This is a genomic window from Chryseobacterium koreense CCUG 49689, from assembly GCF_001045435.1.
Classification (GTDB): domain Bacteria; phylum Bacteroidota; class Bacteroidia; order Flavobacteriales; family Weeksellaceae; genus Kaistella; species Kaistella koreensis.
Map to the genome: position 1 here is coordinate 62,593 of NZ_LFNG01000004.1, position 24,133 is coordinate 86,725.

Sequence of the window (24,133 nt, forward strand, 5' to 3'; positions counted from 1 at the left end):
TAATGAAAAATTTGATCTTAAAATATAAACTTGGAATCATTGGTATTTTTGTCGGTGGAGTTTTGGGGTACGCATATTACCATTTTATCGGTTGCAACTCCGGAAGCTGCGCGATCACTTCAAAACCGGTTAACTCCTCTGTTTATGGAATGTTGATGGGATTTCTAATGTTTTCTATGTTTGACAAATCCTCAAAATCAAAGAAAGATGTTTGATTTCATCAAAAAACTATTTACCGGAAACACCGTTGATTATAAAGAGTTGGTGAAAAACGGAGCGCAAATCATCGATGTGCGTACCGAGGTGGAATTTGCAAACGGACATATTAAAAATGCAAAGAATATCCCGCTGCAAAAATTAGCTGCAGAAATGAAAAAATTAGATCTGAAGAAACCGATCATCACCTGCTGTGCAAGTGGAATGAGAAGTGCTTCAGCAAAAGGAATTCTGAAACAAAACGGTTTCGAGGCATATAACGGAGGTGGCTGGAATACCCTTCAAAATAAATTGAACAGATGAAAAATGTATTGACAAATTGGGATTTGAGAAGGATCCTCTATTTGGTGGGCGGAATTTTCTTCACGATCGTTGCAATCAAAGACCAAACGTGGTGGATGATTCCTTTTGGGCTGTATTTTGTGGCAATGGCGATCTTTCGGTTTGGTTGTGCGTCGGGAAACTGTGAAATTCCTGCTTCCAAAAAAGAATCAGAAGGTCAAAACTAAAACTTTAGTTTAAAACCTGAACATTAATCTATAAAAACATATCTAAAAGATGAACGATAAATTCAATGAACTGATCCATTCAGAAAGACCTGTCCTCATCGATTTTTTTGCGACTTGGTGCGGTCCGTGCAAAGTGCAGTCTTCCGTTTTAAACACGGTGAAGGACAATGTAGGCGAATTGGCGAGAATCGTAAAAGTGGATGTGGACCAATTCCCGTCGATTGCCGCTCAATACGGAGTTCGGGGAGTCCCGACTTTGGCAGTTTTCAAAAACGGCGATATGCTTTGGAAAGAAAGCGGCGTGCATGATGTGAATACTTTGACGGAACTTTTGAAAAGATTTGCAAACTAGTATTTGATTTCAAATTCATCCCGGTCATCCAAAAACCGGAACCGTTTCCTGAATTCAGATAATTTTTCGCGGTCAAATTCCGCGGAAACGATATTGCCGTCAACTTCGGAAACCATGCTTCCATCGGCAAAAAAGCAATACGAGCTTTCCGGATAGTGAAGATTGTTTCCGTCTGTCCCGATTCTGTTGACCCCGAAAACATAGCACTGGTTTTCAATCGCCCTGGCTTTCAATAAAGTCTTCCATGCATCGATTCTTGTTTCCGGCCAATTCGCAACATAAAAAATAGCGTCGTAATCCCCATTGTTTCGAACAAAAACCGGAAATCTTAAATCGTAACAAACCTGCAGCAGAATCTTCCAACCTTTGAAATCTACGATGATTCTTTCATTTCCCGGCGAATAAACTTTATCTTCTCCCGAATAGGAGAACAGGTGTCTTTTATCGTAATGAGCGGTTTCCCCATCTGGAGTTACGAAATAAAGGCGGTTGTGGTATTTCTCGTTTTCCGCAATCGAGGCACTTCCGCAGATTGCAGTATTTCTGGCTTTGGCATATTTTTTCAGCCAACTTAGGCTTTCTTCATTCCGGTCGGCTATTTCTTCCGGCTCCATGGAAAATCCTGTGGAGAACATTTCGGGCAAAAGAAAAATTTCTGCTGAAATATTTTCTAATTTTTTTTCTAAAAGATTAAAATTAGCCACCTTGTCTTTCCAAATGATGTCTAAATTTAATGCCGTTATTTTTAAACGCTTCATATTTTGATTCTAAAAAATATCCTTAAATATACGAAATTCCCTAAAACTTTCTTAAACACATACTAATTTTGGCTTTGTTTTTGATAGCAGCAAGGTATAACATTAAATTATAAAATTATGAAAAAGTTGGTATTTGCTTGCGCAATGCTTTTTTTAGGACAGTCTGCGTTTGCACAAGCTTGGAACGGAAAAGGGGACCAGAAAATTCAGGTCGGATTCAATGGATGGGGATATGGAACCGGCATTACTGCAACTTATGATTATGGTTTGGGAAATATAGTTTCTTTGGGTGCAGGTGCTAATTTCTTCTTTAACCATAACAATGATAAGTATGCGAATGATGATTTCGGAGTTTTCGGACGTGTAAATTTCCACTTGCAGGAACCACTCGGAATGCCTGAAAAATGGGATATTTATCCTGGAATCGACTTGGGATTGCTTGGTAAAAGCGGAACCTATTTCGGGGCACACGTAGGAGTTAGGTATTTCTTCAACAAAAATGTGGGTATCTATGGAGAATTCGGAAACAATGGTTCTTTAGGGGTGTCATTTAACTTGTAAGAAGATTCTATATCAGACAAAAGGTTCTCGAAATGAGGACCTTTTTTATTTGGCACGGTTTTGATAATTCGTATCTTCGCAAATCGAAATTTTAATACATTTTAATGGAAATCACCTTAAAAATACTGCAATTTATTCTCAGCATATCTATCCTTGTATTTCTCCACGAACTGGGACATTTCATACCCGCCAAATGGTTTAAAACCAGAGCTGAAAAGTTTTTTCTTTTCTTCGATCCTTGGTTTTCACTTTTCGCAATGAAAAAAATCAATGGGAAATGGCAATACAAATTCCTTTCTAGAAATTTGCCGGACACCCAAATCGTGGAAGCAAATGGAGAGCAAAAAGAGGTTCCAATTGATTTGGACCAGCTTCCGGATGATGATTGGAGAAAACACCCCGAAGCAACCAAATGGGGAATCGGCTGGTTACCCATGGGAGGTTATGTGAAAATCGCGGGAATGGTGGACGAAAGTATGGACACCGAGCAACTGAAGAAACCTGCTCAAGCATGGGAATTCAGAAGCAAACCGGCGTGGCAGAGATTGATCATCATGTTGGGCGGAGTTACCGTGAATTTCTTTTTGGCTTGGTTTATTTACTCTTGGCTCTCCTATGCTAAAGGGGAAACCGTTTTCGATACAGGGAAATCTGACATCGCCATGAATTATGGGGCGCCTGCAAAAAAGATGGGTTTTGAAGACGGGGACAAAATCTTGAAAGTGGACGGGAAAACTCAAACCAATCTCGATAAATTAACGCTGGACGTACTATTAAGCGACCATATCACGGTTTTGAGAAACGGGAAGGAAGTTACCTTCCATACGAGTGATGACGGAAAGGCGATGGTTTTTCAGGACAATGCAATGAAGAGTTTCCTTTCGCCAAGAATTTCACCTGTAGTAGATACTTTGACATCGAAAACAGCTGTTGACGCCGGGTTAAAAATTGGGGACCGCATCCTAAGTGTGGAAGACCAGCAGGTGAAATATTACGACGAAGTTCCAGTGTTGCTAAATCCACTGGCAGGAAAAGTTGCCAAAATCACAGTGGACCGAAACGGGAACACCGTTCCCTTGGCAATTCCCGTTGATGCGGAAGGTAAAATTGGTTTCGGATCTTTCAAACAAGTTCAAAAATTCATCTCACAAAAGAATTTTACGTTTGCACAGGCGGTTGGACGGGGTTTTACCAGATCGATTGAAGTGCTGACTTACCAAATCAAACAGTTTAAACTTGTTTTCAATAAGAAAGTGCAGGGATATAAAAAAGTTTCGGGACCCATTGGAATTATCAACCAAATGCCGATTGCGAAGGACCAAGCTGGAAATGTGTCAATCGACTGGACTTTTTTCTGGGGGTTCACCGCGATGTTTTCGGTTTGGCTGGCTTTTCTGAACCTGATCCCAATTCCGGGGTTAGACGGAGGTCACGTGGTATTCACGCTTTGGGAAATGGTTACCGGAAAACCGGTTCCTCAAAAAGTTTTGGAAAATGCGCAGATGATTGGGGTGGTTTTTCTGCTCGGATTAATGGTTCTGATCTTTGGAAACGACATCTTCAAGTGGATTACGGGAAGTTTTTGATAATTTTCGAGAAAATATTTTGGCAGAAATAAAAAAGTTTTTATATTTGCACACGCTAAAAGCGAAGGCAAAATTCCTCCTTAGCTCAGTCGGTTAGAGTCCCGAAACTTCGGGATTAATCAGAGGGTAAAGTGAGAGGTTGAAATAAAAAGAATATTCCTCCTTAGCTCAGTCGGTTAGAGCATCTGACTGTTAATCAGAGGGTCCTTGGTTCGAGCCCAAGAGGAGGAGCAAAACCATCAGAGAAATCTGGTGGTTTTTTTGTTATGAAATACTTCATTTACATATTGTTTTCGGAGTCTTCAATGATTTATTATGTCGGTTATACCACCGATGTTTCAAATCGCTTTGTGCAGCACAACGAAATTTCCTTGAATTCATTTACGTCGAAACACCGGCCGTGGAAATTGGTGGCAGCTTTTGAAGTGTTGGGAGACGAATCCGAAGCGATGAGGATTGAGAGATTCATAAAGAAGCAGAAATCATCGAAATTTATCGAGAAGATCATTGATTCGAATACTGAATTAACCGGAGTTTTGTCGAAGTTGGTTAGAGTCCCGAGTATTCGGGATTAATCAGAGGGTCTCCCGAAGTTTCGGGACTCCAAGAGGAGGAGCAAAACCATCAGAGAAATCTGGTGGTTTTTTTGTTATGAAATACTTCATTTACATTTTGTTTTCGGAGTCTTCAATGATTTATTATGTCGGTTATACCACCGATGTTTCAAATCGCTTTGTGCAACACAACGAAATTTCCGTGAATTCATTTACGTCGAAACACCGGCCGTGGAAATTGGTGGCAGCTTTTGAAGTGTTGGGAGACGAATCCGAAGCGATGAGGATTGAGAGATTCATAAAGAAGCAGAAATCATCGAAATTTATCGAGAAGATTATTGATTCGAATACTGAATTAACCGGAGTTTTGTCGAAGTTGGTTAGAGTCCCGAGTATTCGGGATTAATCAGAGGGTCTCCCGAAGTTTCGGGACTCCAAGAGGAGGAGCAAAACCATCAGAGAAATCTGGTGGTTTTTTTTTTTTGTTTTTATTCCTAATATGAAGAAATGTGCTGATTTGCAGAAAAGATTTATTGTTCCACGAAATCTTTTTATATTTATGACTTCGATTTCAAACCATTTAAATCTAAAAGATGAGGTCAAAAATCTATCTGTTTGTTGCAGCCTTAATTTCAATTTCTTTTTACGCTCAGGAGATCTACGAAAGTTATCCGGAAAAGCAAAATTTCTATACGGGAGGAAGGGTGCAGTTTTATAAAGATTTCCAGAAAATATTGGTCGAAAAAAACATGAAACCCTGTGAAAACAGATATGAGAATTACTCCATGGGAATCGTGGTGTATCCGGACCGCTCCATAAAATATGTGAAATCCGCTGATGAAAAAGAAATGCAGGAGTTCAAATGTACATTTGATTTGACCAGAGAGGTTTTGAAATATTTAGATGGGTGGGTTCCCGCAGAAGTAGATGGTAAGAAGGTTGCGGCAATCACTAATGTACTCATTATTCCGCATGATCTTTTTGGTGATTTGAAGCCCAATTATGATCCACTTGAAGAGGAAGCAGTCGCGGTCTATGATGGTGGGATCAATAAATTTCGGAACAAGGTTTTTCAAAACATCGATCTAAACAGGTTTACTTTTAAGGGAACTTTCAGGTTGCAGGTGACTTTCATTGTGGAGCGGGACGGCACGATGAGCAATGTGAAACTCGCAGAATCCAGTGGATTAAAGGAATTTGATGACATGGTGCTTCGTGGAGTTTCAACCATCAAAGGCAAATGGCAGCCAGCCAGAATCAGTAATATTCCTGTGCGTTCCCATTACAGATTGCCTCTGGCTTTTACCATGGAATAAAGTTTAATTTTTATGAAAAGAATCTGCCTTTTACTATTCGTTTTTTCAAGTTTGCTGCGTGCGCAAAATGATGTCTTGGATGGCTATCCTTCCGGACAATATTTCTATGAAAAAGGAGAATTGAATTTTCTAAAAGATATGCAAAATGCAGCTTTAGAAAACAATAGCAAACCCTGTGAAAATAGGAATGAGGAGTATTTGATGAGGTGGATCGTATTTCCAGATAGCACGATTAGTTTCATCAAGGACATGGATTCTGTGAATATTGCCAAGAATAAATGTGCTTTTGACTTCTCCAGAGAAATCTTCAAATATTTGGAGGGTTGGAAACCCGTGGTTCATCAGGGGAAATCCTATTCCGCAATTGCCGAATATATGATCAGACCCAATGAGATTTTCATGTACAAAATAGATTCTTCACTGAAGACAGAATTCCAAAGACCAGAATATAGAGGAGGTGAAACCGCATTTAAGATTCAGCTAGACAAAGTTTTGATTCCAATTTTTGATAATTATCGACTAGAAATGGGAAACACCTCAGTTTCCGTTTCCTTTATCATTGCGAAAGATGGCAATATGAAAGATATTCAAATTAATCATCCGGTCTTTTTTAGGATAAAGGATGATGTCCTTAATGCGTTCAGATCCTTTAAGAAATGGAAACCCGCGATGCGAAACGGTGTCCCATACGATTTTAGGTATACCGTGCATTTAAATTTCGTGTTATAATTTTATCAATTAAGGTTAATCTCATTCTTGAAACCATGAAGTTTATTCCATTATTTTTATTTTTTGCCTTCTCATTTAACGCCCAAGTTTTAGAAAATTACCCGGATTTTCAGACACCTTATATCGGCGGCTATCAGGCATACTACAAGGATTTCCATGATATCGTCAAAGAGAAAAATCTGCAGCCGTGTTCCAATCCAAACGAAATTTACCTGTTCACGGTTCTGGTTACGGAGGATGGCTCGCTACAGTTCATCAAAGACCTGAACGAAAAAAATGTGAATAACAACAAATGCGCGTACCAACTCGCAAGAGAGGTGGCAAAATACCAGAACAACTGGAATCCCGCAGTGGTTGACAGAATAAAGAAATCGGCAGTGGCGAGGTTTATCATTTATCCTGCAGATCTTTTCGAGAATTACACGGAAGGTTACGTTCCAAATTATACACCTCCGATTTATTATGACAAGAAAACTGGGGAAAGAAGAAATTTTTCAAAAGATTTTGTGATGAAATTCGACAAGAAGCGTTTCAACTGGTATGACCTTTTTTTAATTATGGCGGAATTTACCGTGACTACCGAAGGAAAGGTGAAAGACATCGTGATTACCAAATCATCCGGAGTGGAGCAGTTTGATAAGGAAATCAAGAACACGATCAACATCCTCTCAAAAACCTGGAAACCAGCCACCATTAATGGAAATCCAATTGAAGACCGTTACAGCTTTGCCATAAAGGGGATCACAGAAGTGGAGTATAATTAATGCCTTTTTTTAAAAATAATTCTATGTCAATCGACTTTATCCGAAATAGGAAAGTTAATCTTTTCCTCTGCTAAAATAAAGGATAAATGGATCTTGCCAAAAGATTATGATTCTCGCACGGAGCTGTTTCGATATCATTTACCGCTTAATTTTGAATCCCATTAATCTGCCATTCTGTCACAAAAAACCTTATCTTTGCACCCTAACTTTAGGTTTGAACCTATTTAAGGTAGTTTGAAATCGTTAACCGGTTTCAAATCCCATCAAACCTTCTCAAAATATAGTCAAAGTGCAAGAAAAATACATAGACGAAACCAAACAGGGTGAAGCACTCGCAATCGCTGAGAAACCCCAAAATACCAAAAAACTTTTTCTGGAAAGTTATGGTTGCCAAATGAACTTCTCTGACTCAGAGATTGTTGCATCCATTTTGAGCGATATTGGTTACAACACCACCACCAATCAGGAAGAGGCAGATTTGATTTTACTCAATACCTGCTCCGTGCGTGAAAAGGCGGAACAAACCGTCAGAATGAGGCTTTCCCAATTTAAGAATCAGAAAAAAACCAACCCGAATCTTACAGTCGGTGTTCTAGGTTGTATGGCGGAACGGCTGAAAACCAAATTCCTGGAAGAGGAACATCTGGTGGATTTGGTGGTCGGTCCCGACGCGTACCGGGATTTGCCGAACCTTTTGAAGCAAACAGATGACGGAAGAGATGCGATCAATGTAATCCTCTCGAAGGAAGAAACTTATGCAGACATCAATCCGGTCCGTCTTGGTGGAAGCGGGGTCACCGCATTCGTCACGATTACGCGCGGTTGCGACAATATGTGTACTTTCTGCGTGGTTCCGTTCACACGCGGTCGGGAGCGAAGCCGCGATCCACATTCGATTATTGAGGAATGTAAAGAGCTGTGGAACAATGGCTACAAGGAAATCACCCTCCTCGGTCAAAACGTGGATTCTTACCTTTGGTATGGAGGCGGTCCGAAAAAAGATTTCGCGAAGGCGTCAGAAATGCAGCAACTTACTGCGGTGAGATTTGCCAAACTTTTGGAGATGGTCGCAGAAGCCGTTCCGGAAATGAGAATCCGTTTCTCTACCTCAAATCCGCACGATATGACGACCGACGTTTTCGAGGTAATGGCGAAATACGACAACATCTGCAAATACATCCACCTTCCCGTGCAAAGCGGAAGCAACAGAATATTGGAATTGATGAATCGCCAACATACCCGCGAAGACTATTTGGCTTTAATTAAAAAGGCAAAAGAAATCGTTCCGGAAATCTCATTCTCGCAAGATATGATTGTGGGATTCTGTACCGAGACCGAAGAAGACCACCAAATGACTTTAAGCTTGATGCGCGAAGTGGAATACGATTACGGATATATGTTCGCATACTCGGAAAGACCCGGAACTCCGGCCCATAAGCGATTGGAGGACGATATTCCGGCCGACGTGAAACAAAGAAGGTTAACGGAAGTAATCGCGCTTCAAGGTGAACTTTCCCGAAAAAGGATGCAAAGCTATGTCGGAAGAACGCACGAAATCCTCATCGAAGGAACTTCCAAAAAAAACGAAAACCAGTGGAAAGGACGGAATTCCCAGAACGCAGTTTGTGTTTTCGATAAAATCGAAGGCCAAAAATTAGGAGATACAGTCACCGTTTTTGTTTATGATAATACTCAGGGAACGCTTTTGGGGAGAGTGATTTAGATGCTATTCCAGAGAGGTTAATGGTTAATTTGCCATCAATAAAATCGCCACACTTTTCCGGACCTCTTCAAAACTTGGAGCTTATTTCGGAGAAAGTAGATGGCAGAAGAGCAGCAGAAATTTCCACTTAAAATTTTGGCTTTCAGAATTCCGTTCGGTCGGTTTTTGCAAAGTGGGAATATTATCAAAATAACCATCTGAAATCTGACGACAGCATCAGAAAATTAAGATTTGAATATGACATTTTGGACTTTCGAAAATCTTTGGATTTCCTTTTGATGTTGCCAAAGCCATGATCTTAAAAACCGTTTGAACTGAAATATGCAAGTTTGAACCTTTGAACTAAAAAAAATGACAGAACTACAATCCATAAAAACCCGTTTCGGAATTATCGGGAATTTTCCCGCACTGAACCGAGCTTTGGAAAAATCCATACAAGTTGCTCCGACCGACATTACCGTTTTGGTCATCGGCGAATCCGGAACCGGGAAAGAATTTATCCCGAAAATCATCCATGCGGAATCCCGAAGAAAACATCAACCTTACATCGTGGTGAACTGTGGCGCAATTCCCGAAGGAACGATAGATTCCGAGCTTTTTGGCCACGAAAAAGGTGCGTTTACCGGTGCTACTTCTACCAGAAAAGGGTATTTTGAAGTAGCAGACGGAGGAACTATTTTTTTGGATGAAGTGGGCGAACTGCCTTTGCAGACGCAGGTTCGGTTGCTCCGGGTTTTAGAAAGCGGCGAATTCATGAAAGTCGGCTCCTCGCAAATCCAGAAAACCAATGTGCGGATTGTGGCGGCCACCAACGTCAATATGTTGAACGCCATCAATGACGGAAGATTTCGGGAGGATTTGTACTACCGACTCAATACCGTGCAAATCGATATGCCGCCATTAAGGGAAAGAAAAGGAGACATCCATCTTCTCTTCAGAAAATTTGCAATCGATTTTGCCGAAAAATACAGGATGCCGGAGTTGGAACTGACCGATGACGCGGTGAATTATCTGGAGCAATATCCATTTCCCGGAAACGTTCGCCAGTTGAGAAATTTGGTGGAACAAATGACCGTGGTGGAACAAAACCGAAGCATCAATTCGGTGAAATTGGCAGAATATATCCCGATGCAGGCGAATCTTCCGGCAGTGGTGAACAAAGCTGCGGGAGTTTCGACAAGCGAATTCCACAATGAAAGAGAAATCATGTACAAGATTCTTTTCGATATGAGAAACGACTTAAATGATTTAAAATCCTTAACTTCGGAATTGATAAAAAATAGAGGAAACAGTGATTTTAGCAATCAGGAAAAGAATCTGATCAACAGGGTTTTCACGTCTGAAAATCCGGTTCAGAATCCAAACTCGCTGTTGTATTTTGAAAACAACCCATCCCATCAGATCCATCATCCGACTTTTGTCCATGAGAAGGATCCAGACTATGAAGATGTGGAAGACATCGAAATTGAAGATGCAAAATCAGATTCACTTTCGCTTCAAAATAATGAGCGCGAGTTGATTGTAAAAGCGTTGGAAAAACACCGTGGAAGAAGAAACAAAGCCGCCGATGAGTTGGGAATTTCCCAAAGAACACTTTACAGGAAAATTAAACAATATAACCTCGAAGATTAGGATGTCCCAAAATTCAAAATTTAAAATCCAAAATATCAGATTTCTAAAAATTTGGTTCATTGCCACTGGGCTTTTTTTGCTTGGTTCCTGTTATTCCTTTACCGGATCCTCTCTGAGTCCTGAAACCAAAACGATTCAGATCAATGACTTTCTCAATAATGCCGCATTGGTGAATCCAAGTTTGGCACAGCAATTTTCGATCGACATCCAAAACCGGTTTTTGCAGCGAACGACCTTAAAAGGAACAAAAAATAATCCCGATATCCTGATCGAAGGAGAAATCGTGGATTATAATCCTTCTTCGCCAACCACGATTTCCAGCGGGGTAAACGCTCCCGGAGGAATTATTCAGGCGGCACAAAACAAAATGACCATTACCGTGAAAGTGCACTATGAAAACAAAATTGAACCCAATAAAAGTTTTGACAGAACCTATTCTGATGAAGCAGTTTTCAGCAGCGATTTGGACATCAACACCATCGAAGCGACCCAAGTCAAGATTGTGAACGAAAGGATCATCAACAAGATTTTTAATGATATTGTAGCCAACTGGTAAAATGAACGCAAGAGTTTTAGAGTTAATAAAAAACCCCGAATTGTTTCAGCCAAAAGACTTGGAACTGCTGACTCATGAAATTGAAAAACAGCCCTATATCCAAAGTTTACGGGCGTTGCAACTTTATGGAACCCATCTTTTTGACGCTGGAAGCTACAATGAAAAACTTTCCAGAACAGCCGCTTACACTACCGATAAAAAGATTCTCTATCGGCTGATCAACAAAAAAAATGAACCGAAATCGGAATCCAGTCCAAATGTGGAAACGGTTTCATCTGAAACATCTGAAAAACAGAAACTAAAGTCCAGTGAAATAAAAGCTGATTTCTCGGAATCTGCAGATGCGGAAAACTTCAGCAAAGTAGAAATTATCGATGAAGATCGCATTTCAGCGGAAGCACCATTGATTGAGGAACCTTCTATGGTGAGTTTCCAGGAAACTCCGGAGTTTTTGCCGGAAATTGAAGCTTCGGAAAACTCGGAGGTGCAAAATTTTGAAGGGCATCAATTCAAAGAAACAGAAGATGCCGAAACATTCGCCACAGAAACAGAAATTGACGAAAAAAAGCTCCCGCAGGAAATTGAAATCATTGAAAACCCTGCACAATTGAGTTTTTCGGGGACGGATGAATTTTTGTCTTCGGTAAAAATTCCGCCCGGAAATCCGGTAGTGGAACATTTTGAAAAGCCAAAATCTCCCCCGAATAAACACGAAATTGAAATGCAGCGCCTGATTGCAGAGGTAGAGGCAAAAATGAAATCCGCTCAAAAAGATCGAAAACCTAGCGCTCAAAAAGAGGAAGTGGAAGATCAAAATTTCGACGTGAACTTTGCACGAACGGAATCTTTCTTCGTTGAAAATGTGGACGAAAAAGAAAATGCTGAAGCACTCCCGCAAGAAGTAGAGGTTCTTGAAACTCAAAACTCCAATGAAGCTGAAAAAGTTGAAAATTCAACAAAAATTGAAGAATTTGAACAAAAATTGGTTGAAATCGAAGAGGAAACGCTAGAAAGCAGTGAAATTCCATTTCAATCGGCATCCAAAGAATGGAAACCTATGTCGTTTTCGGGAAACATTCCAGATTCCTTAATCTTGGAAAAAGAGCATGTTGAACCACAAAAACCGGAGCTCGTGGAATCAAAACCTGCGGATTCGGCTGAAGAATCTTTAACCGAGAAGGTTGATTTACCGGTAATAAATGCTTCTTTTTTTGGCGAAAATGTAGCACCCATTGAAACTGATGTAAAGGAAGTTTCGGAGCAGAGTAATATCCCTGTTTTCATCAATACTTGGCAAAATTGGCTGAAAATTGACAGAAATCAATCAAAACCTGAAGAAAAGCCATCGATTTCGATAACGGAGATCAAAAATAAAGTCATCGATAATTTCATTGAAAAAGAGCCCAAAATTTCTAGACTCAAAGAAGATTCAAATTTTGTGGTAAAAGAGAAAAGCGATGACATTTCCCATTTGATGACCGAAACATTGGCGCAACTTTATACTGAACAGAAACTGTATTCCAAAGCGGTAAAAGCTTACGAAATCCTCTCCAACAAATTCCCGGAAAAGAAATCTTATTTCGAAGATAAAATAAAGGAAATCAAGGAATTGAGACAAAATAAATAAAATGAAAATGGATGTGACCATCATTTTGGGAATTATTCTCCTTGGTTTATTGGCCGGTTATCTAAGTGGACTGGTCGGAATCGGTGGCGGAATTGTGATGGTTCCGGTTTTGGTTTTGCTCTTCGGTTTCACCCAACACAAAGCGCAGGGAACTACGCTCGCTTTACTGATGATTCCTGTGGGGATTTTCGGGGTGATGAATTATTATAAAACAGGAAATGTTGATGTCAAAACCGCGCTCCTTCTTTGCTGCGGCTTCGTTCTCGGAAGTTATCTCGGCAGCAAAACGGCGATTACTTTGTCTCAGGAAACATTGAGGAAGGTATTTGCAATCTTAATGTTTGTAGTGGCCGTGAAGATGTTTTTTCAGAAGTAGATCTTGCTATTGTTCAAACAATCTCTTTTAAAGTCAGTTAGAAGGGATTTTTTGAGTTGATTTTATTCCAGATGTTTCCGCTCCACTGCTTCCACATCAATCGTCTTCTCTGGTTTGTCCGAATTGAAATTTCGGAATTTCCTCCAGATTTTTCTGCCTAAAATTAATACCACAATAATCAGGATTACTGCACAGATAAAAGCAATGATCGGAGCAGCCATCGCCAAAAAAGTCATGATTCCGGCTCCTGCAGTTTCGGTAGTTGCAACCACGGAATTTCCTAAACCACCCGTGGTGGCAGTAGACGCGGCGCGTGTTCCGGCAAAACCCGAACTGATCGCGGCTGCAGTTCCTCCACCGGCAATTAAAGCTAAAGCCCACTGCGGAAATGTGCCGATGTCTGCAAACTGGCTTGCAAACAAAACAGAACCTGCAATAGTGGCGAGCGGAACTGACATGGTGTCCAGAAGATGGTCCACAAACGGAATGTAATAAGCCAGTATTTCAACAATGGTTGCAATTCCGGTCGTGATCAAAGTTGGCAAACCGGCTAACCACTGGAAGTTCTCGTTCATCGGAATCCAACCCATGTAAGAAGCCAAACTCACGGCAAACATCGGAAGGAAAACCCGGAAGCCAGTTGCTGCAGCTAATCCAACTCCAATAAAGGCGCTTAAAATATAAGGTAAGTAGGGAATGTGGTCCGGCATTTTTCAATGATTAAGGTTGGAGGATGATTGGTTGAAAATTCATTCAAAATCAATCCTTTCAGCGATGTGAAAATGAGTTTGAATGAATTTTATTCAACCAAATTTACAAAAAGTGCGCAATATTTTGGATTTTATTTTTTTGATTCACAAAGTTTTACGAATTCCTGTTCTACTTCAGAATAGTGGCGAGGAATTTCTTTGGAAACCCAGAAGAGCATCGATATAGATTGTGTTCCAAATTTTGGGATGAAAATACTTTTGTTCAAACGGTAAGATTCGCGTAAGAGTCTTTTGATTCTGTTCCTGTCAACCGCTTTCTTGAAATATTTTTTTGATACCGAAACGCCCACTTTCTGATTTTTCAGTTCAAAATTCTCTTGTGGTTTTTGTTCCAAATTCATAGAAATAATCCGCAGATTCCCACAAGAATGCCACTTGCCCTTCGCGAAAAGCAAATCGATTTCGCTCTTTTTCTTGAGCTTTTCTTTTTTTGGATATTTCTGGTTCAGAATAACGGTTATTTTTCTTGTAATTTACTGATTAAATAGTTTACCACTTCTGCAGCCGCGTATAATCCGAAGACAGCCGGAATATAGCTGATTGTGCCATAAAAAGACTTCTTGAAATTACTTCCGTCCGTCATTTTCAAGCTTTCTTCATTTTGGATTTCATTGGAAAAAACACAGCGGAAACCCTTATTGATCCCTTCTTTCTTCAGCCGCTTTCTCACCTGTTTTGCCAAAAAGCAATTATGCGTTTTACTGATGTCTCGAACCATCACTTTAGACGGATCGATTTTTCCGCCGGCTCCCATGCAGCTTACGATTTTGATTTTTTTTCTCCTGGCGGCTTTGATTAAAGCTATTTTTGGCGAAACACTGTCAATGCAGTCTAGAACATAATCGAATTTTTGCGAATTCAGAATTTCCTCCATGTTTTCCGGGTTCAGGAATTCGTCCAGTTTTTGAAGTTCCAAATCCGGATTGATGTCCAGCAGTCGATCGGACATGATTTCGGTTTTCAGTTTTCCCACTGTGGAATGAAGTGCCGGAAGCTGTCGATTGATATTGGACAAATCTACCGCATCACCATCAACAATAGTCATTTTTCCAATTCCGGCTCTAGCCAAAAATTCTGCCGCAAAAGATCCAACTCCGCCTAAACCAACGACCAAAACATTGGAGTTTCGGAGTTTTTCAAGATTGTTTTCTTTAATCAGCAGTTCGGTTCTTTCAAGCCAGTTTTTCTTCATTTTCGGCAATAATATTTAAAAAGCGAAGGTTTTCGGTGATTTTCAGTCTAAATTCTTGCAAATTCAAGTTTTTCAATTCGGCCACTTTTTCATACAAATCTTTCAGTTCAAAATCAGCAGAATCAGTTTCTAGGAAAATTTTTTCAATCGGGAAATCCTTCAGAAAATCCTGCAAATTTACGTTATGCAAAACAGATTTTCCAAAACTCAGGAAAAAATCGTGCTGAAGCAGATCATCGCCTATTGTTTTTCGCTTGTTGAAACCGTGCACAATCATTGGGACTTTTGATTTTTTCTTGAAATGGATCAGCTGCGAAAATCTTTTCACACAATGAATAATGATCGGTTTTCCGATTGCGTTGGCAATTGCGATTTGTCTTTCAAAAACAGATTCCTGTAATTTTTCTTCCACATCAATTAGCCCGTCCAACCCACATTCTCCGATGGCGACGCAGTTTTTCTGTTTAGAGATTTCATTAAGCCAAGAAAACTGTTCTTCTATATTCTCTGAAATTGAATCGGGATGAATACCCGCGGAAAAGAAATGATCTGGAACGGCTTCGCCAAACCTCAGATTGTAGATTCCAAATTTATTTTCTGGTTGATGATGATGAAAATCGAAAAAATTCATCTTCAAAAATAATTAATTCGAAATTGAAAATAATTAAACATTCGTTTTAAAATCTGTTAATTATTTCTTAACTTTATCAAAAAATAAGAGCAGCGATGAAAAGGAAATTTACAGAAAAACAGATGCATATCTTGGATGTAGCGGAAAAGCTCATTGCAAAGAAAGGTTTTGATGGGACTTCCGTGCGAGATATTTCCAACCAGGCGAAAATCAATGTAGCCATGATTTCTTATTATTTTGGCTCTAAAGAAAAGATGATGGCGTATCTCTACCGCTACCGAATCCAAAAAACGAGGGAAAGTTTTGCCGAGTTTGCAGAAGTTATTCGGGATGGCAAGCCGGAGATGCAGATGAAGGAACTGGTGAAATATGTCGTGAGCCAATTGTTTAAGTTCAATTACTTTCATGGTTTCGTCACACAGGAGATGCGCCATGACGACAGTTTGAAGCAGGACATGATGGAGTTTTATACCACCTTTGCTACTAAAATGGAAGAGGTGATTAAAAAGGGAATTGCAAGCGGAGTTTTCTCCAACGCGCCAAAGCCGGAAGATCTTTTGTCCACCATTATCGGGACTTCTCTGTTTGTCATTAGAAATAAGAATTTTTTCAGCCACTACGTTGCCGGAAAAGACGAAAATTATCTGGAGGAAGCAGAGAAGAAAGTACTTGCAAATCTTTTGGTAACGGTTTTTTCTGTGCTTGGATTTCAGCCTCATTAATATTTAGTTAAATAATCATAAATAAAGGCGGATTGGCAAAAAAATTATATTTTTGCAAACTGAACCGCAGAGATTGCTCTGCTTTTACCGATTTATGAAAAAGATACTGTTTGTTCTACTGTCTATATTCCTGTTTTCCGGTTGTCAATCGCTTCAAGACAAAGCGATGAAAAGTGCTGATAAAGACTTCATCCTGAAGGTGGCCAATGAAAAATTCGAAAAGAAGAAGTGGCGGGATGCGATTACGCTTTATGAAAGGCTTTCAAACCTAGTAGCCGGAACAGATGATGCTCCAAACGTGGTTTACAATTCTGCGTATGCCAATTACTATGACAAAAACTACAAATTGGCAGGACATCAGTTCAAAAATTTTTCGGTGACTTTCCCACAAGACAGCCGAGTGGAAGAAGCAGCCTACATGTCTGCACTGTGCTATTACCAAGGATCCATGGATTATAACCTGGATCAAACCAGCACGAACTCCGCAATCAATGAGCTGCAAAACTTTATCAATACCTATCCGAATTCTGAAAGGAGCAAAAACATCAATGAACTGATTGACGAGCTGAGCTACAAACTCGAATTTAAAGCTTATGAAAATGCACGTCAGTACTACAAAATGGCTGATTACAGAGCGGCAAGCGTAGCGCTGGAAAATGTTTTGGAAGATTTTCCGAGCACGAAATTGAGACCCAAAATTTATGATTTCATTTTGAAGTCAAAATACGAGCTTGCAGTGAATTCCGTGTATGACCTGAAAAAAGACCGTATAGAGAGCGCATTGGCTTTTACGAAGCAGGTTGAAAGAGAAGTTCCAAATTCTGAAAACGCAAAAACGGCTGCCGATTTGCAAGCAAAGCTTCTAAAGGAAAAAGAAAACTTCTTGGTCTTGGAGAAAAAAGTGGAGGCCAGAAAACAGGAACTCCTGGAAAAACAGAAAGAGGCCGAATTGAAACAGCATTATGAGAAGGAAAAGGAAATTGCGGAGAAATTAAAAGCAGACAGCCTGAAACTGACTCGCCCGTAACTTTCTTACCAAAAAAATAAAGTGTATATTTGCACACTCAAAACTTAACAAAGAACTGAAAATGAGCGTAAAAGATTCTAAAGCCGAATTAACCACCATCACTTATGACCGAGACAAAATCGAAGAAAAAGTGGATTCAATCTATGAAGCCATTGTGATTATGGGTAAAAGAGCGGAGCAGATCAATGCAGAGATCCGTGCTGAGCTTCATAATAAACTGGACGAATTTGCAGTTCACAATTCTACGTTGGAAGAGGTTTTTGAAAACAGAGAGCAAATCGAGATTTCAAAACATTACGAAAAACTTCCAAAACCTACATCGATCGCTATTCAGGAATGGCTTGATGACGAAATCTATTTCAGAAACACAAATGCTGAATCAGAAAATTAATTATTTATTTTCTTAATTATTAAAAAAGTCTCAGGAATACTTTCTGGGACTTTTTCGTTGCTGCGGAATTCGGGCATTTCTAAAAATTTAAGTAAATTCGTTTCGCCTAAAAAATCATCCAATGACACTTCAGGGAAAAAGAATCATCATCTGCATTTCCGGTGGAATCGCTGCATACAAAATCAATTTCCTGATCAGGGATCTGATTAAAAAAGGAGCAGAAGTTCAAGTCCTCATGACGCCTTCTGCAACAGATTTCATCTCTAAATTGACGCTTTCCACACTTTCGAAGAAACCGGTTTTTTCAGATTTTTATTCCGAAAACGGAACCTGGAATAATCATGTGGAATTGGCACTTTGGGCAGACTTGATCCTAATGGCGCCTTGCACTGCAAATACTTTGGCAAAAATGGTTCACGGACTGTGCGACAATTTGGTTTTGGCGACCTATATGTCTGCAAAATGTCCAGTGTTGATCGCACCTGCGATGGATTTGGATATGTATCAACATCCATCCACGAAACAGAATTTGGAGCTAGCCGAAGATTTCGGCCATTTCATCATTCCTGCAGAAACGGGCGAACTCGCAAGTGGACTCGTCGGACAGGGAAGAATGGCAGAACCGGAAACCATTTTAAATCATATTGAGACATTTTTTAGTTCAAATAAGCATCGCAAAACACTTGAAGGAAAAACAGTTCTGATCACAGCTGGACCCACCTACGAAGCGATCGACCCGGTGCGGTTTATCGGGAACCATTCATCTGGGAAAATGGGTTTTGCTTTGGCTGCAGAAGCCTCAAAAAGAGGGGCCAAAGTGATTCTGATTTCTGGCCCGACTTCTCAAAAAATCGAAGACTCCAACATTGAAATCCATAAAGTGACTTCAGCAAAAGAGATGTTTGATGAGGTTTTTAAGTATTATGAAAAGGTGGACATCGCGATTGCAAGTGCCGCAGTCGCAGATTATGCGCCAAAGGAAGCGGCCAAAGAAAAAATCAAAAAAGTTGAAAATTCGCTGACCATTGAACTGATCAAAAATCCGGATATCCTAAAAACGATGGGTGAAAGGAAGGCGAAACAGTTTTTGGTCGGATTCGCCTTGGAAACCGAAAATGAGGACGAAAACGCAAAATCAAAACTGGTCAAGAAAAACTTGGACATGATCGTGCTGAATTCACTTCGTGATGAAGGCGCAGGTTTTAGGAATGACACCAATAAGATCAAGATCCTCACCAAGAATAAAAATTCAGAATTTCCTTTAAAGTCCAAAAATGAGGTGGCCAAAGACATTTTAAATTTCATGGAAAGCCAGATTCTGAAATAATATTGCTAAATTTCCGTTCTCAAATTTTAAGTTAAAAATGAAGAAAATCCTCACCATATTCATCCTTGTTTTCACCTTTAACGCCAGTTTTTCTCAGGAACTTTTGGCAACTGTGCAAATCAACTCGCAACAAATTGCCGGAAGTAATACTCAAGTTTTCAGAACGCTCGAAAAAAGTCTCCGGGATTTCATCAACAATACCAGTTGGTCAGGAAAAAAGATGCAGAACTTCGAGAAGATCAAATGCAATTTTGCAATCGTTATCAGCGAAAGAAGCGGGAGCAATGGTTTCAAGGGAAGCATTGTGGTGCAGGCGGTTCGTCCCGTGTTTGGAACGACCTATGAAAGTCCGCTAATCAATATCAATGATACCAATTTTTCCTTTGAATACACCGAAAATGAAAATCTGGTTTTCAACGAAAGGCAATTTTCCGGGAAGAATTTGATTGATGTCATCAGTTTTTATGTGTACACGATTTTGGGTTATGATGGCGATAGCTTTAAGGTTCGTGGCGGACAAGAATATTTCGAAAAAGCACTTAAAATCTCCAACAATTCCCAAAATCAAAATTTCGCGGGTTGGTCTGTGATGGAAGGCACTAAAACTCGCGGAGCGTTGATCGACAATTTGATGAAACCTGAGCAGGCAACATTGCGAAACCTTTATTATACTTATCACAGAGCGGGATTAGACAATCTCGGGAAGCAGGACCAGTCATCAGCAAAACGAATTATTTTCGATGCTTTGATGCAGCTGAAAACCTACGAAAACAGCTTCCAGATGAATTACCCAATCAATCTTTTCATCGACACCAAAAAACAGGAAATCTTCGATATTTTCAACAACGGAAATAATGCCGGTGTAAATATGTCTGACCTGAAGGCATTGTTCGTCACGTTTGCTCCGAAAGATATCGATAGCAAATGGAATAAATGGAAATAGTCAGAAGTACGAAGTACGAAATTTGAATTACGAAGTATTAGTTTTTAATCAAAAAGACAATATTTATGGAGAAGCCATTTGATTTGAAGCTTAGAACCAAAGAATTCAGCCTTGATGCCCTCAGTTTAATTGAAAAATTACCTAGTGACAGGACTTTCAACATTATTCATAATCAATTAGGAAGAGCTGCGCTTTCGGTCGGTGCTAATTTTCGTGTTGTTTCCAGGACAAAATCCACCAGTGATTACATTAACAAACTAAAAATTGTTGAGGAAGAATGTGATGAATGTCTGTTTTTCTTAGAAATACTCCAAATAAAATTACCCAATGAAGCTGAAAAAATCAAAGCACTTTGGAATGAAGGAAATGAAATTCTTTCCATAGTAGTTTCAATGATATTAAAAAAAAGAAATTTGAAGTAATTCCACAGTTCCAGTTTCAAAACTATTTTCATAATTTGCACGTAGCGGTAGGCGGACAGGTTCGGTTTTTCTAATTTTGTATTTCCGATTTTTGCTACATTATTATCGTATTTCTAATTTCGTATTTCGTATTTTTACAGCATTAATCTCGTAATTCGTACTTCAAAAAATGCTTTCCAGGATTTTCATTCAAAATTTTGCGCTAATCGATTCCCTTGAAATTACTTTAAACAAAGGTTTACAGGTAATTACCGGAGAAACGGGTGCGGGAAAATCCATTATTCTTGGCGCTTTGCGATTGATTTTGGGCGAAAGAGCCGACTCGAAATTCATCCAGAATTCTGAAACTAAAAGTATCGTTGAAGCCGAATTCCATCTGAATGATGGTTTTAAAAATTTCTTTGAAGAAAATGATTTGGATTTTGAAAAACACACGGTCATTCGAAGAGAAATTCTTCCGACCGGGAAATCCAGAGCATTTGTGAATGACGTTCCTACAACGCTGGATACGCTCAAAAACCTCTCGTCACAGCTTATCGATATTCATTCGCAGTTTGAATCTTCTCACTTATTTGAGGAAGAATACCAGTTCAAAATTATCGACGGACTTTCGGCCAATAAGAAGTTAATTCTTGATTATCAAAAGGAATTTGCCGAATACAAGAAGCTTCAGAAAGATTTGAGAGATTTAAAAAAACAACTTTCGGAGGGGAACAAAGAAAGCGATTACAAATCTTTTTTGCTGAATGAACTTCTGGAAGCCAATCTGGATGAAGTTGATCTGGAGGATTTGCAGAATTCCATCAACAAAAATGAAAATGCCGAAGCGATTACCGAAAACCTTTCGCAGATTTTTGCCAAACTCGATCGGGAAGAAATTGGAATGCTCGATTCTTTTAACGAAATAAAAAGCAAACTGTCGAAAGTTGCTTCACTTTCACATGAGTTTTCTTTGCTGAATCAAAGATTAGAAGAAAATTTCCTGGAGTTTAAGGACATTATTTTCGAACTTCAAAACGAATCCGAAAAAATTGAAACCAACCCGGAAGTCCTGTTTGAGTTGAACGCGAAATTGAATAGAATCAATTCATTATTTTTGAAGCATCAAGCAAAATCAATCAGTGAATTGAAAGAAATTCGCGACCAACTTTCCGGTGAGCAAAGTGGTTTTGCAGAGTTGGAGCATTACATTTCAGAGATTGAAAAAAAGATTTCAGATTCGGAAAAACTTTTAGAAAGAGATGCTGCCGAGCTTTCAAAAAACAGAAAGAAATCGATTCCAATTTTCATCAAAAAAACCGAGACCTTATTAAAGCAACTCGGCCTCGAAAAAGCAAAAATTGAAGTGGAACTTTCCGATACGGCGGTGTTCAACGATTTTGGAAAAGAGCAGATCCAACTTTTATTTCAAGCGAATTCTGGATTTCCGTTAAAGCCTATTCAAACTGCGATTTCTGGTGGAGAAAGGTCAAGAGTAATGCTTTCCATCAAAAAGTTGATGGCCGAAAATGCGGAACTTCCAACTTTAATCCTGGACGAAATCGACACCGGCGTTTCAGGAAAAGTGGCCCAGGAAATGGGAAATGTGATGCAGGAAATGGCTAAAGACATGCAGCTCATCGTCATCACCCATCTCGCTCAAGTTGCTGCAAAAGGCGACAATAACTACAAAGTTCTGAAAGAAGATGTTTCCGGAAGAACACAATCTACCATTATTCCTTTAAATCATAAAGAAAAGCTCGAAGAGATCGCGCAGCTTCTTTCAGGCTCCAAAATCACCGATGCCGCGCTGAAGCAGGCAGAAGAGTTGATGAAGTGATTTGGTCGGGGTGATTGAAACTAATACCGCCATTGCCATAATTTGATGGTATTCATCGTTCATCCCAATTCTCCAATTGCTCTTACTCACCTACTACAAAAACAAACCCGCTTTAAAATAGATTAAACCATATCCTCCGGTTTCACCCATTCGTCAAACTGTTCGGCAGTGAGCAAACCGAGTTTAACCGCTTCCTCCTTCAAGGTTGTTCCGTTTTTATGGGCGGTTTTTGCAATTTTCGCTGCGTTTTCATAACCGATGTGCGTGTTTAAAGCGGTGACCAGCATCAGAGATTGATCCACCAATTCTTTGATTCTAGGTTCATTGGCTTCAATTCCGATGGCGCAGTGGTCATTAAACGAAATACAGGCATCCCCCAAAAGTTGGGCGGACTGCAAAAAATTGTAAGCCATTACGGGTTTAAAGACATTCAGCTCATAATTTCCCTGAGTTCCGGCAAAAGAAATGGTGGTGTCGTTTCCTAAAACCTGCGCACAAACCATCGTCAGTGCTTCATTTTGGGTAGGGTTTACTTTTCCGGGCATGATCGAAGAGCCGGGTTCATTTTCAGGAATAAAGATTTCGCCGATTCCACTTCTGGGTCCGGAAGCGAGGAGACGGATATCCTGCGCGATTTTGTAGAGTGAAACCGCCAGTTGTTTCAGTGCGCCGTGCGTTTCCACAATCGCATCATGTGCTGCGAGTGCTTCGAATTTGTTTTGGGCTGTAACGAAAGGAAGTCCGGTGAATTTTGCGATGTATTCCGCAACTTTCATGTCGTAACCTTTTGGGGTGTTTAATCCTGTTCCGACTGCGGTTCCACCCAAAGCAAGTTCTGAAAGATGAGGTAAAGTATTCTTTATCGCCTTCACCGAAAAATTTAGTTGAGCAACATAGCCTGAAAACTCCTGACCTAAAGTCAGAGGTGTCGCATCCATTAAATGTGTTCTCCCGATTTTGACGATATTCTGAAATTTTCGTGATTTTTCATGGAGGGTGTCTCTTAATTTTTCCACTGCGGGAATCGTGTGTTCCACTACTTTTTTGTAGGCTGCGATGTGCATCGCGGTCGGGAAAGTGTCATTGGAACTTTGGGATTTGTTCACGTCGTCATTGGGGTGGATTTCTGATTTTTCGCCCAGTTTTCCGCCGTTGTTCACATGTGCTTTGTTGGAAATCACCTCGTTCATGTTCATATTGCTTTGGGTTCCGCTTCCGGTTTGCCAAATCACGAGCGGAAACTGGCCGTTGAGTTTACCTTGAAGGATTTCTTCGCAAACTTTGGCGATCATATCTCTTTTCACGGAAGGCAAAACGCCCAAATCGGCATTGGCAAATACGGCTGCTTTTTTCAGAATTGCAAATGCTTCAATGATTTCATGCGGCATGCTTGCTTCGGGACCGATTTTGAAATTGTTTCTTGATCGCTCGGTTTGTGCGCCCCAAAACTGATCTGCAGGAACCTGCACTTCTCCCATAGTGTCGTGTTCTGTTCGGTAGTTCATTGCTTTGTGATTTTTTATAAAGTTAATGAATTCTGATTTAATCTGATGTTAATTCTGATTTTTCTACTGAAGAATTTCCAATTTACATAAAAAATTTCTTCAATCTACATAGAATTTTTTTTCAA

Annotated in this window: 29 protein-coding genes and 1 tRNA gene; 24 read left to right on the top strand and 6 right to left on the bottom strand. The window is 39.9% G+C overall.

Annotated features, from left to right (window positions below):
* Positions 1–2 precede the first annotated feature (2 nt).
* From ACM44_RS03075 to ACM44_RS03090, 4 genes are read left to right on the top strand one after another with little or no spacing between them, the layout of a single operon-like run.
* Positions 3–215 carry a DUF6132 family protein gene (locus ACM44_RS03075; protein WP_048498643.1) on the top strand — a complete coding sequence of 71 codons (213 nt, stop codon included), beginning with the start codon at positions 3–5 and terminating at the stop codon, positions 213–215.
* A complete protein-coding gene (locus ACM44_RS03080) occupies positions 208–519 on the top strand; it encodes a rhodanese-like domain-containing protein (RefSeq protein WP_048498644.1) in 312 nt (103 codons plus the stop codon). Before ACM44_RS03075 ends, ACM44_RS03080 begins: the two co-directional genes overlap by 8 nt.
* A complete protein-coding gene (locus tag ACM44_RS03085; RefSeq protein WP_048498645.1) occupies positions 516–725 on the top strand; it encodes a hypothetical protein in 210 nt (69 codons plus the stop codon). Before ACM44_RS03080 ends, ACM44_RS03085 begins: the two co-directional genes overlap by 4 nt.
* Before the next feature lie 49 nt (positions 726–774).
* The gene (locus ACM44_RS03090; protein WP_048498646.1) at positions 775–1,077 is read left to right on the top strand and encodes a thioredoxin family protein; all 303 of its coding nucleotides are present in this window, start codon (positions 775–777) and stop codon (positions 1,075–1,077) included.
* On the opposite strand, the gene ACM44_RS03095 is transcribed toward ACM44_RS03090, so the two are convergent.
* Positions 1,074–1,835, bottom strand: a complete 762-nt coding sequence (locus ACM44_RS03095) for an amidohydrolase (RefSeq protein ID WP_048498647.1) — start codon at positions 1,833–1,835, stop codon at positions 1,074–1,076. The genes ACM44_RS03090 and ACM44_RS03095 overlap by 4 nt on opposite strands.
* A 117-nt stretch (positions 1,836–1,952) precedes the next feature.
* Here ACM44_RS03095 and ACM44_RS03100 point away from each other — a divergent pair, with 117 nt between their 5' ends.
* The 13 genes from ACM44_RS03100 to ACM44_RS03160 all read left to right on the top strand — a co-directional run bounded on the left by ACM44_RS03100 (position 1,953) and on the right by ACM44_RS03160 (position 13,259).
* Positions 1,953–2,396, top strand: a complete 444-nt coding sequence (locus tag ACM44_RS03100; RefSeq protein ID WP_048498648.1) for a DUF6646 family protein — start codon at positions 1,953–1,955, stop codon at positions 2,394–2,396.
* Positions 2,397–2,500: 104 nt separating this feature from the next.
* Positions 2,501–3,982, top strand: coding sequence for an RIP metalloprotease RseP (gene rseP / locus ACM44_RS03105; RefSeq protein WP_048498649.1), 1,482 nt, complete (start codon positions 2,501–2,503; stop codon positions 3,980–3,982).
* Between the two features lie 157 nt (positions 3,983–4,139).
* Positions 4,140–4,213, top strand: a tRNA-Asn gene (locus ACM44_RS03110).
* Positions 4,214–4,248: 35 nt separating this feature from the next.
* On the top strand, positions 4,249–4,557 hold the full coding sequence (locus ACM44_RS03115; RefSeq protein ID WP_048498650.1) for a GIY-YIG nuclease family protein: 309 nt from the start codon (positions 4,249–4,251) through the stop codon (positions 4,555–4,557).
* Between the two features lie 76 nt (positions 4,558–4,633).
* Positions 4,634–4,942, top strand: coding sequence for a GIY-YIG nuclease family protein (locus ACM44_RS03120; protein WP_048498651.1), 309 nt, complete (start codon positions 4,634–4,636; stop codon positions 4,940–4,942).
* Positions 4,943–5,129: 187 nt separating this feature from the next.
* On the top strand, positions 5,130–5,852 hold the full coding sequence (locus tag ACM44_RS03125) for an energy transducer TonB (protein ID WP_048498652.1): 723 nt from the start codon (positions 5,130–5,132) through the stop codon (positions 5,850–5,852).
* Between the two features lie 12 nt (positions 5,853–5,864).
* Positions 5,865–6,581, top strand: coding sequence for an energy transducer TonB (locus ACM44_RS03130; RefSeq protein ID WP_048498653.1), 717 nt, complete (start codon positions 5,865–5,867; stop codon positions 6,579–6,581).
* 35 nt (positions 6,582–6,616) lie between these two features.
* Positions 6,617–7,345, top strand: coding sequence for a TonB family protein (locus ACM44_RS03135; RefSeq protein WP_048498654.1), 729 nt, complete (start codon positions 6,617–6,619; stop codon positions 7,343–7,345).
* Positions 7,346–7,634: 289 nt separating this feature from the next.
* Entirely contained in the window at positions 7,635–9,068 is a 1,434-nt protein-coding gene (gene miaB, locus ACM44_RS03140) for a tRNA (N6-isopentenyl adenosine(37)-C2)-methylthiotransferase MiaB (RefSeq protein WP_048498655.1), read from the top strand.
* A gap of 351 nt (positions 9,069–9,419) precedes the next feature.
* Positions 9,420–10,700 (top strand): sigma-54 interaction domain-containing protein, encoded by a 1,281-nt coding sequence (locus ACM44_RS03145; RefSeq protein WP_048498656.1) that lies wholly within the window; start codon positions 9,420–9,422, stop codon positions 10,698–10,700.
* 1 nt (position 10,701) lies between these two features.
* Complete coding sequence (locus tag ACM44_RS03150; protein ID WP_083993634.1) at positions 10,702–11,256, top strand: LptE family protein; 555 nt, start codon at positions 10,702–10,704, stop codon at positions 11,254–11,256.
* 1 nt (position 11,257) lies between these two features.
* Positions 11,258–12,883 carry a hypothetical protein gene (locus ACM44_RS03155; RefSeq protein ID WP_048498657.1) on the top strand — a complete coding sequence of 542 codons (1,626 nt, stop codon included), beginning with the start codon at positions 11,258–11,260 and terminating at the stop codon, positions 12,881–12,883.
* A gap of 7 nt (positions 12,884–12,890) precedes the next feature.
* Positions 12,891–13,259, top strand: coding sequence for a sulfite exporter TauE/SafE family protein (locus ACM44_RS03160; RefSeq protein ID WP_241477131.1), 369 nt, complete (start codon positions 12,891–12,893; stop codon positions 13,257–13,259).
* A gap of 62 nt (positions 13,260–13,321) precedes the next feature.
* On the opposite strand, the gene ACM44_RS03165 is transcribed toward ACM44_RS03160, so the two are convergent.
* The 4 genes from ACM44_RS03165 to ACM44_RS03180 form a co-directional block, all read right to left on the bottom strand.
* Complete coding sequence (locus tag ACM44_RS03165) at positions 13,322–13,969, bottom strand: DUF4126 domain-containing protein (protein ID WP_048498659.1); 648 nt, start codon at positions 13,967–13,969, stop codon at positions 13,322–13,324.
* Between the two features lie 131 nt (positions 13,970–14,100).
* A complete protein-coding gene (gene rnpA / locus ACM44_RS03170; RefSeq protein ID WP_048498660.1) occupies positions 14,101–14,478 on the bottom strand; it encodes a ribonuclease P protein component in 378 nt (125 codons plus the stop codon).
* An 8-nt stretch (positions 14,479–14,486) separates the two neighbouring features.
* Complete coding sequence (locus ACM44_RS03175; protein WP_048498661.1) at positions 14,487–15,221, bottom strand: tRNA threonylcarbamoyladenosine dehydratase; 735 nt, start codon at positions 15,219–15,221, stop codon at positions 14,487–14,489.
* Positions 15,202–15,852 carry a TatD family hydrolase gene (locus ACM44_RS03180; RefSeq protein WP_048498662.1) on the bottom strand — a complete coding sequence of 217 codons (651 nt, stop codon included), beginning with the start codon at positions 15,850–15,852 and terminating at the stop codon, positions 15,202–15,204. Before ACM44_RS03180 ends, ACM44_RS03175 begins: the two co-directional genes overlap by 20 nt.
* Positions 15,853–15,947: 95 nt before the next feature.
* On the opposite strand from ACM44_RS03180, the gene ACM44_RS03185 reads away from it, so the two are divergent.
* From ACM44_RS03185 to ACM44_RS03215, 7 genes are all read left to right on the top strand, one after another.
* Positions 15,948–16,574, top strand: a complete 627-nt coding sequence (locus ACM44_RS03185) for a TetR family transcriptional regulator (protein ID WP_048498663.1) — start codon at positions 15,948–15,950, stop codon at positions 16,572–16,574.
* A gap of 94 nt (positions 16,575–16,668) precedes the next feature.
* Positions 16,669–17,601, top strand: a complete 933-nt coding sequence (locus tag ACM44_RS03190) for an outer membrane protein assembly factor BamD (RefSeq protein ID WP_048498664.1) — start codon at positions 16,669–16,671, stop codon at positions 17,599–17,601.
* Between the two features lie 61 nt (positions 17,602–17,662).
* On the top strand, positions 17,663–17,992 hold the full coding sequence (locus ACM44_RS03195; protein ID WP_048498665.1) for a DNA-directed RNA polymerase subunit omega: 330 nt from the start codon (positions 17,663–17,665) through the stop codon (positions 17,990–17,992).
* A 121-nt stretch (positions 17,993–18,113) separates the two neighbouring features.
* Complete coding sequence (gene coaBC, locus ACM44_RS03200) at positions 18,114–19,319, top strand: bifunctional phosphopantothenoylcysteine decarboxylase/phosphopantothenate--cysteine ligase CoaBC (protein ID WP_048498666.1); 1,206 nt, start codon at positions 18,114–18,116, stop codon at positions 19,317–19,319.
* A 37-nt stretch (positions 19,320–19,356) separates the two neighbouring features.
* Positions 19,357–20,262 (top strand): type IX secretion system protein PorD, encoded by a 906-nt coding sequence (gene porD / locus ACM44_RS03205; protein WP_048498667.1) that lies wholly within the window; start codon positions 19,357–19,359, stop codon positions 20,260–20,262.
* A 65-nt stretch (positions 20,263–20,327) separates the two neighbouring features.
* Positions 20,328–20,684 carry a four helix bundle protein gene (locus ACM44_RS03210; protein ID WP_048498668.1) on the top strand — a complete coding sequence of 119 codons (357 nt, stop codon included), beginning with the start codon at positions 20,328–20,330 and terminating at the stop codon, positions 20,682–20,684.
* A gap of 169 nt (positions 20,685–20,853) precedes the next feature.
* A complete protein-coding gene (locus ACM44_RS03215; RefSeq protein WP_048498669.1) occupies positions 20,854–22,503 on the top strand; it encodes a DNA repair protein RecN in 1,650 nt (549 codons plus the stop codon).
* A gap of 122 nt (positions 22,504–22,625) precedes the next feature.
* On the opposite strand, the gene fumC is transcribed toward ACM44_RS03215, so the two are convergent.
* Complete coding sequence (fumC, locus tag ACM44_RS03220; RefSeq protein WP_048498670.1) at positions 22,626–24,008, bottom strand: class II fumarate hydratase; 1,383 nt, start codon at positions 24,006–24,008, stop codon at positions 22,626–22,628.
* Positions 24,009–24,133: the final 125 nt, after the last annotated feature.

What these genes read in the sequence shown, in the direction of transcription:
- ACM44_RS03075 (WP_048498643.1), top strand. Translation starts at nt 3, where the DNA reads ATGAAAAATTTGATCTTAAAATATAAACTTGGAATCATTGGTATTTTT.
- ACM44_RS03080 (WP_048498644.1), top strand. Translation starts at nt 208, where the DNA reads ATGTTTGATTTCATCAAAAAACTATTTACCGGAAACACCGTTGATTAT.
- ACM44_RS03085 (WP_048498645.1), top strand. Translation starts at nt 516, where the DNA reads ATGAAAAATGTATTGACAAATTGGGATTTGAGAAGGATCCTCTATTTG.
- ACM44_RS03090 (WP_048498646.1), top strand. Translation starts at nt 775, where the DNA reads ATGAACGATAAATTCAATGAACTGATCCATTCAGAAAGACCTGTCCTC.
- ACM44_RS03095 (WP_048498647.1), bottom strand. Translation starts at nt 1,835, where the DNA reads ATGAAGCGTTTAAAAATAACGGCATTAAATTTAGACATCATTTGGAAA.
- ACM44_RS03100 (WP_048498648.1), top strand. Translation starts at nt 1,953, where the DNA reads ATGAAAAAGTTGGTATTTGCTTGCGCAATGCTTTTTTTAGGACAGTCT.
- rseP (WP_048498649.1), top strand. Translation starts at nt 2,501, where the DNA reads ATGGAAATCACCTTAAAAATACTGCAATTTATTCTCAGCATATCTATC.
- ACM44_RS03115 (WP_048498650.1), top strand. Translation starts at nt 4,249, where the DNA reads ATGAAATACTTCATTTACATATTGTTTTCGGAGTCTTCAATGATTTAT.
- ACM44_RS03120 (WP_048498651.1), top strand. Translation starts at nt 4,634, where the DNA reads ATGAAATACTTCATTTACATTTTGTTTTCGGAGTCTTCAATGATTTAT.
- ACM44_RS03125 (WP_048498652.1), top strand. Translation starts at nt 5,130, where the DNA reads ATGAGGTCAAAAATCTATCTGTTTGTTGCAGCCTTAATTTCAATTTCT.
- ACM44_RS03130 (WP_048498653.1), top strand. Translation starts at nt 5,865, where the DNA reads ATGAAAAGAATCTGCCTTTTACTATTCGTTTTTTCAAGTTTGCTGCGT.
- ACM44_RS03135 (WP_048498654.1), top strand. Translation starts at nt 6,617, where the DNA reads ATGAAGTTTATTCCATTATTTTTATTTTTTGCCTTCTCATTTAACGCC.
- ACM44_RS03145 (WP_048498656.1), top strand. Translation starts at nt 9,420, where the DNA reads ATGACAGAACTACAATCCATAAAAACCCGTTTCGGAATTATCGGGAAT.
- ACM44_RS03150 (WP_083993634.1), top strand. Translation starts at nt 10,702, where the DNA reads ATGTCCCAAAATTCAAAATTTAAAATCCAAAATATCAGATTTCTAAAA.
- ACM44_RS03155 (WP_048498657.1), top strand. Translation starts at nt 11,258, where the DNA reads ATGAACGCAAGAGTTTTAGAGTTAATAAAAAACCCCGAATTGTTTCAG.
- ACM44_RS03160 (WP_241477131.1), top strand. Translation starts at nt 12,891, where the DNA reads ATGGATGTGACCATCATTTTGGGAATTATTCTCCTTGGTTTATTGGCC.
- ACM44_RS03165 (WP_048498659.1), bottom strand. Translation starts at nt 13,969, where the DNA reads ATGCCGGACCACATTCCCTACTTACCTTATATTTTAAGCGCCTTTATT.
- ACM44_RS03175 (WP_048498661.1), bottom strand. Translation starts at nt 15,221, where the DNA reads ATGAAGAAAAACTGGCTTGAAAGAACCGAACTGCTGATTAAAGAAAAC.
- ACM44_RS03180 (WP_048498662.1), bottom strand. Translation starts at nt 15,852, where the DNA reads ATGAATTTTTTCGATTTTCATCATCATCAACCAGAAAATAAATTTGGA.
- ACM44_RS03185 (WP_048498663.1), top strand. Translation starts at nt 15,948, where the DNA reads ATGAAAAGGAAATTTACAGAAAAACAGATGCATATCTTGGATGTAGCG.
- ACM44_RS03190 (WP_048498664.1), top strand. Translation starts at nt 16,669, where the DNA reads ATGAAAAAGATACTGTTTGTTCTACTGTCTATATTCCTGTTTTCCGGT.
- ACM44_RS03195 (WP_048498665.1), top strand. Translation starts at nt 17,663, where the DNA reads ATGAGCGTAAAAGATTCTAAAGCCGAATTAACCACCATCACTTATGAC.
- coaBC (WP_048498666.1), top strand. Translation starts at nt 18,114, where the DNA reads ATGACACTTCAGGGAAAAAGAATCATCATCTGCATTTCCGGTGGAATC.
- porD (WP_048498667.1), top strand. Translation starts at nt 19,357, where the DNA reads ATGAAGAAAATCCTCACCATATTCATCCTTGTTTTCACCTTTAACGCC.
- ACM44_RS03210 (WP_048498668.1), top strand. Translation starts at nt 20,328, where the DNA reads ATGGAGAAGCCATTTGATTTGAAGCTTAGAACCAAAGAATTCAGCCTT.
- ACM44_RS03215 (WP_048498669.1), top strand. Translation starts at nt 20,854, where the DNA reads ATGCTTTCCAGGATTTTCATTCAAAATTTTGCGCTAATCGATTCCCTT.
- fumC (WP_048498670.1), bottom strand. Translation starts at nt 24,008, where the DNA reads ATGAACTACCGAACAGAACACGACACTATGGGAGAAGTGCAGGTTCCT.